Annotated in this window: 12 protein-coding genes; 10 read left to right on the forward strand and 2 right to left on the reverse strand. The window is 42.9% G+C overall.

Features of this window, described 5'->3' with window-relative positions; all coding sequences use genetic code 11:
- From ACR2F3_RS13765 to ACR2F3_RS13805, 9 genes are all read left to right on the forward strand, one after another.
- A partial coding sequence (locus ACR2F3_RS13765; RefSeq protein ID WP_432710555.1) for a TonB-dependent receptor plug domain-containing protein occupies positions 1-1,875 on the forward strand: 1,875 nt, incomplete at its 5' end.
- Between the two features lie 13 nt (positions 1,876-1,888).
- Complete coding sequence (locus tag ACR2F3_RS13770) at positions 1,889-2,959, forward strand: DUF5074 domain-containing protein (protein WP_432710556.1); 1,071 nt, start codon at positions 1,889-1,891, stop codon at positions 2,957-2,959.
- 9 nt (positions 2,960-2,968) lie between these two features.
- The gene (gene cobT, locus ACR2F3_RS13775; RefSeq protein ID WP_432710557.1) at positions 2,969-3,991 is read left to right on the forward strand and encodes a nicotinate-nucleotide--dimethylbenzimidazole phosphoribosyltransferase; all 1,023 of its coding nucleotides are present in this window, start codon (positions 2,969-2,971) and stop codon (positions 3,989-3,991) included.
- Entirely contained in the window at positions 3,988-4,758 is a 771-nt protein-coding gene (locus ACR2F3_RS13780; RefSeq protein WP_432710558.1) for an adenosylcobinamide-GDP ribazoletransferase, read from the forward strand. The genes cobT and ACR2F3_RS13780 overlap by 4 nt, the downstream gene beginning before the upstream one ends.
- Positions 4,743-5,306 carry an alpha-ribazole phosphatase family protein gene (gene cobC, locus ACR2F3_RS13785; RefSeq protein WP_432710559.1) on the forward strand — a complete coding sequence of 188 codons (564 nt, stop codon included), beginning with the start codon at positions 4,743-4,745 and terminating at the stop codon, positions 5,304-5,306. Before ACR2F3_RS13780 ends, cobC begins: the two co-directional genes overlap by 16 nt.
- Positions 5,303-5,875 (forward strand): DUF6580 family putative transport protein, encoded by a 573-nt coding sequence (locus ACR2F3_RS13790; RefSeq protein WP_432710560.1) that lies wholly within the window; start codon positions 5,303-5,305, stop codon positions 5,873-5,875. The genes cobC and ACR2F3_RS13790 overlap by 4 nt, the downstream gene beginning before the upstream one ends.
- A 515-nt stretch (positions 5,876-6,390) precedes the next feature.
- A complete protein-coding gene (locus tag ACR2F3_RS13795; protein WP_432710561.1) occupies positions 6,391-7,083 on the forward strand; it encodes a protein-L-isoaspartate(D-aspartate) O-methyltransferase in 693 nt (230 codons plus the stop codon).
- Between the two features lie 232 nt (positions 7,084-7,315).
- Positions 7,316-7,600 (forward strand): type II toxin-antitoxin system RelE/ParE family toxin, encoded by a 285-nt coding sequence (locus tag ACR2F3_RS13800; protein WP_432710562.1) that lies wholly within the window; start codon positions 7,316-7,318, stop codon positions 7,598-7,600.
- A gap of 9 nt (positions 7,601-7,609) precedes the next feature.
- On the forward strand, positions 7,610-7,915 hold the full coding sequence (locus tag ACR2F3_RS13805; RefSeq protein WP_432710563.1) for a HigA family addiction module antitoxin: 306 nt from the start codon (positions 7,610-7,612) through the stop codon (positions 7,913-7,915).
- A gap of 289 nt (positions 7,916-8,204) precedes the next feature.
- Here ACR2F3_RS13805 and ACR2F3_RS13810 read toward each other — a convergent pair whose 3' ends face one another.
- Positions 8,205-8,597 carry a hypothetical protein gene (locus tag ACR2F3_RS13810; protein ID WP_432710564.1) on the reverse strand — a complete coding sequence of 131 codons (393 nt, stop codon included), beginning with the start codon at positions 8,595-8,597 and terminating at the stop codon, positions 8,205-8,207.
- A 943-nt stretch (positions 8,598-9,540) separates the two neighbouring features.
- On the reverse strand, positions 9,541-10,974 hold the full coding sequence (locus tag ACR2F3_RS13815; RefSeq protein WP_432710565.1) for an APC family permease: 1,434 nt from the start codon (positions 10,972-10,974) through the stop codon (positions 9,541-9,543).
- A gap of 117 nt (positions 10,975-11,091) precedes the next feature.
- Between ACR2F3_RS13815 and ACR2F3_RS13820 the strand changes: the two genes are divergently transcribed.
- Complete coding sequence (locus ACR2F3_RS13820; protein ID WP_432710566.1) at positions 11,092-11,694, forward strand: sodium/proton-translocating pyrophosphatase; 603 nt, start codon at positions 11,092-11,094, stop codon at positions 11,692-11,694.
- Positions 11,695-11,696: the final 2 nt, after the last annotated feature.

Below are 11,696 nucleotides of genomic sequence, written 5' to 3' on the forward strand. Positions count from 1 at the left end.
GCACCTCCCGTTCAATCCCTGCTTCCTTCACAACGTATTCAAGCCAGTGACTTTAAACGTAATGGCGCTTATAATGTAGCCGATGCCATTAGAAATTTCTCTGGGGTAAACATCAAAGATTACGGCGGTATTGGCGGACTAAAAACAGTGTCCGTCCGCAGCCTCGGTGCCAACCATACCGGTGTACAGCTTGACGGCGTGCAGGTTACTGATGCGCAGAACGGTCAAATTGACCTCGGAAAAATCAATCTCGACAATGTAGCTTCCATCACCCTGTATAACGGACAAGCAGACGACCTGCTGCAACCCGCCCGGGCATTCGCTTCTGCAAGCATGCTCGTGATTAAAAGTCTTAGCCCACAGTTTACACCAGATAAAAACTACCGCCTGAACCTGGGTTTCAAAACAGGATCCTTTGGTATAATACACCCTTCGCTGCTTTACCAGCAAAAACTAAGCAATCGCTGGACCTTAAACTTCAGCAATACCTGGCAAAAAGCCCATGGCCGTTACCTCTATCAGGTTGATGGCGATGGCTCAGATACACTCGCCATACGCCATAACGCGGATGTCGACGTTTTGCAAAGTGACGCTGCCGTTTACTGGAATGGTGCCGACAGCAACCGCTTCCAGTTTAGGGTTAATTACGCCACTTCCAACCGGGGGCTGCCTGGTGCCGTGGTTTTCTACAACCCCTACGCCAACCAGCACCTATGGAACCGTGATCTTCTGCTACAAAGCAACTATACACAACATTATGACAATGGCTTGCGCCTATTGTTGAATGGTAAGTTTTCCAACAATTACGTCCGCTACCTGGATCCCGATTACCTGAATATTGCCGGTTTGCTCGAACAAACTTTTAAACAGATCGAACTGTATGAATCCATTGCCCTGTCGTACCAGGCAAGCAATACCCTGGCCTTTTCAATGGCGAGTGATGTGGCCTACAATAGGTTAAACACCAACCTTTATAATTATGCTTTCCCCAGCAGGCTTACCTTTTTAACTGCTATGGCGGCACAGTATAAAGTCGGCAAACTTCATATCCAGGCTAACCTGCTTAACACCACCATCAACGAACTGGTGGAAGTAGGCAGCCCCGCACCTTCAAAATCCATCTGGTCGCCGTCTTTATCGGCCAGCTATGAGCTATTAGAAGCCTCCGGTTTACAAATCCGTGCTTTTTATAAAGATATCTTCCGAAACCCCACCTTTAACGACTTGTATTATACACGTATCGGAAAAAGGGATTTGAACCCTGAATACACAAAACAATATAACCTGGGTATCACCTATAGCAAAACTTACACACGCCCTGTTCAATTCCTTACGCTTACTGCCGATGCCTATTATAACGAGGTGAACGATAAGATTATCGCCATCCCTAACAAGGATCTGTTCACCTGGACCATGATGAATCTGGGGAACGTAGACATCCGGGGACTCGACCTATCCTTAAAAACCGCCATCTCCTTAACCCGAGAATTCATCTTTACCCTGGCAGGGAACTACACTTTCCAAAAAGCAATTGACGTAACCAATCCCAGCTCCACCTATTACCTCAACCAAATCCCTTATACCCCAGAACACACCCTGGCCATAAACATGGGCATTAAAAAAGGTCCGCTGAGTATATATTACAACCACATCTTTTCTTCCTCCCGATACTACCTGAGTGAGAATATACCCGCATATCATGTACCCGGATTTAGTGTCAGCGATACGTCCTTCAGCTACCAAATGATGGCTGCCAGACGCCCAATTAACCTGTCGCTCGAAATCAATAACCTTTTCAACAAAAACTATGCTTTCATCAGGAGTTTCCCCATGCCGGGACGCTCCTACAGACTTTCTTTTCAAATCACCATTTAATTATAAAAACAACATGAAACAATTAAAACAACATTACCTCCTGGGTATATTTCTGGCAGTAAGTATTTTCGCATCCTGCAAGAAAAACGATCGCTCAATTACTGAGCCCGAGCAGCCAACTGCCGAACGAAAAGGCCTTTATGTATTATGCGAAGGCTTATTTAATGCAAATAACACATCACTCGCTTATTACAATTATGCCGACAAACAACTCACTACAGACAGATTTATGGCTGTAAACAATCGTGGTTTGGGCGATACGGGAAATGATATCAAAGTACATGGTTCCAAAATGTACATTGTAGTCAATGGATCCAGCACACTAGAAGTTGTAAACCCTCAAACAGGCGAATCGATCAAGAAAATTGACCTGAAAAACAATGGTGCCGCAAGACAACCACGTTACATTATTTTTAACAAGAACAAAGCCTTTGTATCAAATTTCGACGGCACTGTTGCCGTGCTGGATACCGCATCACTGGCCATAGAGCAATACATTAAAGTTGGCAGAAACCCCGAGCAGATGGCCATATCAAATGGCAAACTTTATGTCGCCAATTCTGGAGGCCTTGATTACCCCGACTACGACAATACCGTATCAGTTATTGACCTGAATACACTTAAAGAGATAAAGAAAATCACTGTAGTTGAAAACCCAAGAGCATTGGCTGCAGACCAGTATGGTGATGTTTATGTGTTATCTACAGGTAACTATGCAGAAGTGAAATCGAGCTTGGCTACAATTGACAGTAAAACGGATGAAGTAAAAACACAGGTCGAATTTACCGGGGGCACTATGGTGATTAGTGGCGACCTGGCTTATATTCCGGCATCAGGCGGTAAGTTAAAAGTCTTCAATGTAAAAACCGAAAAAATTGAAACAGAGAATTTCATTAGTGACGGCACTAAAATCACCACAACTTATGGCGTAGCCATTGACGACTTAACAGGTGAAGTGTTTGTTACTGACGCTAAAAACTACACGACAGGCGGCGAAGTATTCTGCTTCGATGACACAGGAAAGAAAAAATACTCCATCAACGTGGGCATTAACCCTAACAAAGTGGTGTTCATTAACAAATAACAATTACTAATGACAACGCTTACACAACAACTTCAGGAAAAGATCGATCTTAAAACAAAACCGCTGGCTGCGCTAGGCAGGCTGGAATTGTTGGCTTTACAAATTGGCCTCGCTCAAAACAGCCTTACCCCTCAGCTGCATCATCCTGCCATTCTCACGTTTGCTGCCGATCATGGCATTGCCGCCATTGGCGTTAGCGCATATCCCTCAGCAGTTACCGTACAGATGGTATTAAATTTTTTAAAGGGAGGCGCAGCCATCAATGTATTTTGCAGACAGCATGGCATTACCCTGCAGGTAATTGATGCCGGCGTGAATTTTAATTTCGGACCGCAGGATCAGTTGATTCATGCCAAAGCTGGCATGGGTACCCGAAACTTCCTGCATGAGGAGGCCATGACCGGCGAACAGTTGCAATATTGCTTTAAACAGGGCGCAGCAATGGTAGATCAGCAGGCTGAAAAGGGCTGCAATATCATAGGAATTGGAGAAATGGGCATTGGTAATACCTCATCGGCAAGTTTGCTGATGAGCTGCCTTACCGGACTTCCGCTTGTTACCTGCGTTGGAAAAGGCACCGGCCTGAATGAAGACCAACTGAAAAGTAAGTTAAATACGCTCACCCAGGCCAAAAACAACCATGCTGCTCCAACAAATGCCCTGGATGCATTGCGCTGCTTCGGGGGATTTGAGATTGCACAGATGTGTTCGGCCATGCTCAAAGCGTATGAACACCACATGATAATCATGGTGGATGGGTTTATTGCCAGTGTAGCCTATCTCTGTGCAGTCAGCATCGATCCAAACATAAGTCTTAATACAATTTTCTGCCATCAAAGCGACGAACACGGTCACAAAATATTACTTGAATACCTGAAGGCTGACCCGCTCCTTTATTTGTCCATGCGGGTAGGAGAAGGCACCGGATGTGCCATGGCCTATCCGCTCATTGAAAGTGCAGTTCGCTTTCTTAAAGAAATGGCCAGTTTTGAATCAGCAGGCATTTCACAGCTAACACCACAAAACCTATGAAAAACGAAATACAGGTATTCTTTACTGCATTAATGTTTTATACCCGTATACCCTGCCCTTCCTGGGTAGACCATTCGGAAGAATACCTGAATAAAGCAAGCCGGTATTTCCCATTGATGGGATGGATTGTCGGTACCCTTGCCTCCATTATTATTTATGCCGGATCCCTCGTTTTTCCGCCCGCTGTTGTCGTTACGCTCGCCTTAGGGGCAAGTGTATTGCTTACCGGCGCCTTTCATGAAGACGGTTTCGCCGATGTATGTGATGGCTTTGGTGGTGGCTGGACAACCGAAAAAATCCTGCTCATCATGAAAGACAGTCGGTTAGGTACTTATGGCGTGGTGGGAATTCTCCTTTTATTTGCGTTAAAAACCTTCACCCTCATCGCCCTTTTGCGTTTAGATCTCTGGTTTTGCATCCATTCATTATTGCTGGCCCATGTGGGCAGTCGTTTTACCGCCATCACCGTCATGCGCAGCCATGAATACGCCCGTGAAGATGCAACAAGTAAGGTGAAACCCCTGGCAAAAAAACTATCGCTCACAGATTTTGTCATCAGCGCCATATGGGTAGTACCCGTATTTCTGCTCATGCCATCCTGGTTGATGTTGGGTGTTTGCATACCTGTTTACCTTTCTAAAAGGTACCTGGCCGCTTACTTTCAAAAATGGATCGGCGGTTATACCGGCGATTGTTTAGGCGCCGTACAACAAATCAGTTTTGTGGTTATCTTATTACATGCGTTAGCGATATGGAGATTTATTTAATCCGGCATACGAGCCCCCTGGTAAAAAAAGGGGTCTGTTACGGGCAGGCCGACCTGGCTCTTCATCCTGAACTTTTTGAAAGTGAATATAGGGCCATCTGCGTTAAAGCACCTGTTTGTACACGCACTATTTATAGCAGTCCCCTTCAACGTTGCTTAACCCTTGCGCAGGCATTGTCGCCATTCGTTACCACCGACAAAAGGCTCATGGAACTTAATTTCGGCGATTGGGAACTTAAAAACTGGAAAGACTTACCACCTGAAAGGCTCCAGCACTGGATGGACGATTTTGTAAACGAACAGGTGCCAGGTGGCGAAAGTTACACCGCTTTATATCATCGAACCATAGAATTTATAGAGGAGCTGCTGCTGCAAAAGCAGGAAAACGCGGCCATTGTTACCCATGCCGGTAATATCCGGAGTATCATCAGCTGGGCACTGGACCTTCCTTTAGCAAACTCTTTTCGCATTAAGCTGGATTATGGCGCAGTGGTGCAATTAGAAATCCATGAAAACAAACAACTCAACCAATTAAAATCACTTTTATGATGACAACAACAAACAAAATAACCTTACGAACCAGCGTAATTACCTTACTCATTTTATTGGCCGCATTTTCCAGAATTATCCCCCATATGCCTAATTTCTCTCCCCTTGGGGCAATCTGTTTATTCGGTGCTGCACATTTAAAGCAAAAATGGCAAGTCTTTCTTATCCCACTTGCCGCAGCCTGGTTAAGTGATTTGTTTATCAACAATGTGATATATGGTGCTTTTTATCCCGAATTCACCTGGTTCTATGATGGCTTTTACTGGCAATATGGAACTTACCTGCTCATCATAGTGATCGCTTTATTGATCTTAAAGGAAGTAAATTTAAAGCGCATGGTGGGTGGTAGCTTAATGGCCACTGCTATATTTTTTCTGGTCACCAATTTCGGGGTGTGGTTGGGCAATCCTGTCTATCCACAAAATATGGCGGGCTTAATGCAATGTTATGTCATGGGCATTCCGTTCTTACAAGGAACGCTTAGCGGCGATCTATTTTATGTTGCTGTTTTATTTGGTTCCTTGGCCTTGTTGCAACGGAAATACGCCTACTTGAAACTCGCTTCCTAAAAAAATTAATATTTTTTTTAAGGCCCATACAATATTATCCGATATCGGTCGTCTTATATACGAGAGCGTTAATTTAGATGACGGGGTTCTGGTTTCAATACTGGATCCCCGTCTCTTTTTTATGGCCTTCCATCTCCATTTAATTCCCCAGGCACTTAATTGGTAGTGCATGCTGTCTAAACCTATTTCTTTTCTTCTGGCATCAACATGATCAACAATGATATGCATATGAAGAACTTCTCTGTAATCACCGGAATGAAGAAATAAACTTATCCCCTGCTTACGACTTACACAATGGAAACCTGGTTAACTCCAAAGACAAGGAAGACCTGACACAAAGCGTTTACAAGTTGATTGACAATTCTTACCTGAGCGATGAATTTAAAGCGGAATATAAAGCGATCTGGACCAGCAAAATTAGCAGGTTATTGTAGATAATTTTCTGTAAATTACTCATCACCAGAACTTAATAGGTAACTAACTGTTATTTCATTGCTCCACTAAGCGAAATGCTGATGAAACCGCTATTATCCATATTGCTGGTCATGTTGATGTGCAAACCGGGTTATTCACAACACCATGAAAAACTACGGCACAGCATGGTGCATAACCAGATTGAAAACCGCGGCATTTACCATAAGGCTACCCTCAGGGCTATGCGTAAGGTACCGCGGCACCTGTTTGTACCTACTCATCTTCGGTCCAATGCTTATGATGACCATCCCATGGTAATTGGACACGAACAGACCATTTCGCAGCCTTATATGGTTGCCTATATGACACAGTTATTGCAACCTAAGGAAGGTGACCGAATATTGGAAGTGGGCGCCGGATCTGGCTACCAGGCGGCTGTGCTCGCAGAAATTGTGGATACCGTATACACCATCGAAATTGTAAAAGCTTTGGGCGAAAGAGCGAAAAGTCTATTGTCTAAACTGGGTTACCAGAATGTAAAAGTGATTATTGGCGATGGCTACCAGGGGCTTGCGTCGAAGGCCCCTTTTGATGGCATTATCGTTACGGCAGCCGCCGAAAAAATTCCACCACCGCTACTTAAACAATTAAAAGATGGCGGAAGGATGGTCATTCCCATCGGCTCACCATCCACTGTGCAGACGCTGATACTCGTTACCAAAAAAAACGGAAAGGTAACCACAAGAGAACTTGCACCCGTTCGTTTTGTGCCTTTTACCAGGGAAAAAGATTAAATATTGTGGTCCTTAGTTCATAACGTGCTATCCGGATAGGTCATACTGCGCTACTTTAACAGGAAAACACCCAGGTTATCAGGGGTCTAGATGTATTCTTTTTTTTGAATCTTCTTCCTTTTGTGATAGAGTATGTCATATTGTAAGTGAGCTTATAAGAATTAAGCTATCTGATTTGAAATTTATCTGTGCATATTGTATATTTACAATATGCAAAGAGCGTATTAGAAGTATGATTAGATCCATAAGCCATAAGGGATTAAAACTGTTCTGGACAAAAGGGGATGCAAGTAAATTACAATCCGAACATGTACATAGGATAAAGAAAATACTTAATATTATCCATTATTTGGAAAAGGTACCGCAAGATCTTGAAACGTTCAAGCATTTACGTCCACATCCCCTGAGAGGAGACATGAAGAGCTTTTGGTCATTAGATGTATCGGGTAACTGGCGCATTATTTTTAGATTTGAAGATGGCAATGCCTTTGATTTAGATTATTTAGATACTCATTAACGCTTTAACATGGAAAGAGCAAAAGAAACAAATATCCATCCGGGTATAATTTTAAAAGAAGATATTATTGAAGCAAACGACTTAAGCATTGGGGGGGCAGCCGAGGTGTTGGGTGTGTCGAGGATTACTTTATCTAAAATAGCCAATGGCAAAGGATCAATTACGCCGAATATTGCACTTCGGATTGAAAAGGCCTTTGGCGGAAATGCGGATTTTTGGCTAAGGATGCAAAGAGGATATGATTTGATGGAAGAAAAGATTAAGTTCGAAATTAACCCTCCACAAATAAAGAAATTTAAAGCTCAGCACACATAATTCATTTTATCTATTCGTAGAAGCTACTGAAAACCAAACTAATACTTTCAGGTTTTCTTAAGCTGTTCACCAAATTGGCTATACAGTCGAAACTTTCTGTTGACATCAACGACCTGAAAGAAAGGCGTAACATATCGGCTATTGTTGGCTTAGCTGGAATTACATTTAAAGAGAACTCTTAAAGCTATGCGTAAGCCACACACCAGCGATTTACCCACAAAACTATAATCACATTGCTGTTTTCCCTTACCATAGATTAGGTAAGGGAAAAGCAAAACAATTTTACCAGCTACAGCATTTTTATTAACATATCAAGTGAGTATTGATCACTATCTGCGTTTTTCTTATAAGAAACAAACGTAGAAATTCTGTTCAATAGCTCAAATTCAAACTCCAAATCGTTAACACCAAGAGAACAGATTAAAAGAATTTTTTTCCAGTGCTTCGTGTCGAACGCATACAAATCATTACGATAAGATATAATATAAACTCTTAGTTTATCACCAATGGAACCTTCCAGTTTTAAGATTACTCTTTCAAATTGATAGAAACTGTAACATTCTTCCACGTCAACTGGACCAAAGATTTCATTTTTCACGAGAACTAAACCAAATACTACAAAATGATACTTAGTCTCCTGGACATCACCTTTCTTTAACTCATCAAAAATTTCTTCAATCATATCAATACCTCATATTCCTTTACAGATAAAATCTATTATATATGAATTTCAGTCGTCTATACTTGTCAATTAAACTATTTACCCCATCATCGGCCAATCCTTATACTGGCCCTCCGCTTGTTCAAGCACATCCCTCAACAAACTGTCCAGCTCAGACAATGGAACCTTCCCTTTCAACTCCTTTTAGAAACGGCACCTCTTAATTCATTAGCGGCATCCCAGAGTTCTTTCTCAAAATCGATATCGGCTTTAATCGTAGTTTTAGACATGTATGTTGTTATTCTTTATTAAACGCAAAATTTCATTCTACTAATTGCTGTTACAGCAAATTGTTAGTCCCTAAAATTATGATTAATGCGCATAAACATTTTATTAAAATTTCATTAAACAAATCTTCTAAGATAAATAGAATTCTCCACTCCCAATTATGGGAAACCGTATTTAAGATCATCGAACTAAATGGCTGTGGTTAACTTATTTTACGTCTTGAATTCTCTAACTAAAATCAGGTATAAACTCCTCAGAAACTTTTTTCTATGTATCCCTACACCGGTAATAAAAACTCACCATCCGCAAGCACGACTGACCCCATACATTATTCCTAAAAAAACCTATACAAGAGCCGTCAATTGTTGGGCCGTCTCTAGGGGGTTGCTTCGCCCTCTCGTCGCCCTTGCGTCGCCCTCGCTTCGGCCACAGACGACGCAACCCCCTGGCAACGGCGACTCAACACCTTAACGAGGATTACACTCCCGATAGCTCCAGTGTGCCTCATTTCAGCATTCTGAACGAGGTAAAAACAATAGCCACTGTTATACCGAATTACCCCAATTCTATCCCATAAAAAAGCCTGTGACCACGCAAGGTGACACAGGCTATATGATAGCTACTAAAAACGCTTGGATGAGCTGCCTTTAGAAACAAAGGCAAACCGCAAAAAAATTTATTCCGCTGGCAGGGTATCCTGCTTCTTAGGTTTAGTCAGGTAATAAACCGGAATACCGGCCAGCATAATCACCACGCCCCAGCCACAGGTACTGGTTTTAGTAATTAACAGGGAAATGCAAATGGCACCTGCCACAATAATGTATAAAAATGGCAATACCGGGTAACCAAAAGCTTTATATGGGCGGTCGGCATCAGGCATTTTACGGCGAAGAATAAAAATCCCATAGATGGTCAGGATGTAGAAGATGATCACAATGATCATCACGTAGTCGAGTAAATCGCCATATTTACCGGTAAGGCACAAAGCCGACGCCCAGATACACTGGAACCATAAAGCCCATGCCGGAACGCTTGCTTTGTTAAGCAAGGCTGCTTTTTTGAAAAACAAACCGTCATTTGCCATCGTGTAATACACACGGGCACCTGCCATAATCAACCCATTGTTACAGGCAAAAGTGGATATCATGATCATCACGGCAATAATTATTGTGCCCATGGAACCGAAAATATAACCTGCACCAACCACAGCCACCCGGTCAGATTTTGCAAAAGCAATTTCATCCAGCGGCATTACGGCCACGTACATCACATTGGCAAGAATATAAATAACACTTACAATAAAGGTCCCAAGGAAAAGGCTAAGCCCCACATTTCTTTTCGGGTTTTTAATTTCGCCGGCAATAAAGGTAACTCCGTTCCAGGCATCGCTCGAAAATAAGGAGCCCACCATTGCTGCAGCAATCCCCGAAAGCAAGGCCGTACCGCCGATGCTTACCCAGTTATTGGTTTCGGAATCAAAAGCACGGGTGTTCCAGGCATCGGCCCAGTTGGCTTCCCATACCTCGGCACTTGCGCCATGGGTAAAACCGAAAATGATCAATCCGAATAAGGAAAGTATTTTAATGATGGTGAGCACAGTTTGTAAAACTTTACTGTTTTTTACACCCCTGCTGTTCAGGTAGGTAAGCATCACAATGGTAACAATGGAAACCAGCTGTGCCGCATTCAGGTTAAAGGAACCTACACTGTATAAAATGTTCTCGTCGCTAAAAGGTTCGTACAGGTAGGCTGCAAATTTGGAAAAGGCAACCCCCACCGCGGCTATCGTACCGGTTTGGATGACTGCAAAAAAGCTCCAGCCATATAAAAAAGCGATTAACTTATTATAGGCCTCTTTCAGGTAAACATATTGTCCGCCTGCTTTAGGGAACATGGCACTTAATTCGCCATAACTTACTGCAGCAATCACTGTAATTATTCCGGTAAGTACCCATATTAAAATTAGCCATCCGGCAGCCCCCACATGGCGGGTGATATCGGCACTGACAATAAAAATTCCGGAGCCAATCATAGAGCCGACTACCAGCATGGTGCCATCGAGTAAACCTAGTTCCCTTTTAAAAGACTGGTCATGCGTTTCTTTTTCCATTTAGTGTTTTTTGGTTTGAGGATATTGGTTGAGGTCGACGAAGATATTAAAAAAAGATTTATATTAGTATAAGCAGCATTTTATCTGCCTTTTCACCTAACAACCAAATATTTAACTATGGAATTTTTACAAAACAATTTAATCTATTTGATACCAGTTTTCGGGCTGGTAGGAATTCTGGTGATGGCCATTCAAAGTGCCTGGGTAACCAAGCAGCCTGCGGGTGATGCCACCATGACTGAACTTGCCGGCCATATTGCCGATGGCGCCATGGCATTCTTAAAAGCTGAGTGGAAGGTGCTCACTTATTTTGTAATCGTGGCAGGTGTATTACTCGCCTGGTCGGGTACGATGGAAGGCACGGTCGACAATCCCATTCATTCCAGTCCGGTTATTGCCATTGCCTTTTTAATTGGGGCTGTATTTTCTGCTTTTGCAGGTTACCTGGGTATGCGAATTGCCACCAAAGCCAATGTTAGAACCACACAGGCCGCGAGAACCAGCTTACCACAGGCACTAAAAGTTTCCTTTACCGGCGGCACGGTAATGGGTTTTGGCGTAGCCGGACTGGCCATTTTTGGCTTGGGCGGTTTATTCATTATTTTGTATTACAGTTTTGTTCCGGCAGGCGCATCGGCCGCAGGCATGGAAATGAAGAAAACTATTGAGGTTTTAGCCGGATTTTCATTGAAGTCGGATCGTAGCCATGTCGTTCTGTGAGC

The organism is Pedobacter sp., assembly GCF_045627485.1.
In the GTDB taxonomy this organism is placed as follows: domain Bacteria; phylum Bacteroidota; class Bacteroidia; order Sphingobacteriales; family Sphingobacteriaceae; genus Pedobacter.

Bases quoted from the DNA above. Each gene is read 5' to 3' on its own strand.
- ACR2F3_RS13770 (WP_432710556.1), top strand. From the start codon at position 1,889: ATGAAACAATTAAAACAACATTACCTCCTGGGTATATTTCTGGCAGTA.
- cobT (WP_432710557.1), top strand. From the start codon at position 2,969: ATGACAACGCTTACACAACAACTTCAGGAAAAGATCGATCTTAAAACA.
- ACR2F3_RS13780 (WP_432710558.1), top strand. From the start codon at position 3,988: ATGAAAAACGAAATACAGGTATTCTTTACTGCATTAATGTTTTATACC.
- cobC (WP_432710559.1), top strand. From the start codon at position 4,743: ATGGAGATTTATTTAATCCGGCATACGAGCCCCCTGGTAAAAAAAGGG.
- ACR2F3_RS13790 (WP_432710560.1), top strand. From the start codon at position 5,303: ATGATGACAACAACAAACAAAATAACCTTACGAACCAGCGTAATTACC.
- ACR2F3_RS13795 (WP_432710561.1), top strand. From the start codon at position 6,391: ATGAAACCGCTATTATCCATATTGCTGGTCATGTTGATGTGCAAACCG.
- ACR2F3_RS13800 (WP_432710562.1), top strand. From the start codon at position 7,316: ATGATTAGATCCATAAGCCATAAGGGATTAAAACTGTTCTGGACAAAA.
- ACR2F3_RS13805 (WP_432710563.1), top strand. From the start codon at position 7,610: ATGGAAAGAGCAAAAGAAACAAATATCCATCCGGGTATAATTTTAAAA.
- ACR2F3_RS13810 (WP_432710564.1), bottom strand. From the start codon at position 8,597: ATGATTGAAGAAATTTTTGATGAGTTAAAGAAAGGTGATGTCCAGGAG.
- ACR2F3_RS13815 (WP_432710565.1), bottom strand. From the start codon at position 10,974: ATGGAAAAAGAAACGCATGACCAGTCTTTTAAAAGGGAACTAGGTTTA.
- ACR2F3_RS13820 (WP_432710566.1), top strand. From the start codon at position 11,092: ATGGAATTTTTACAAAACAATTTAATCTATTTGATACCAGTTTTCGGG.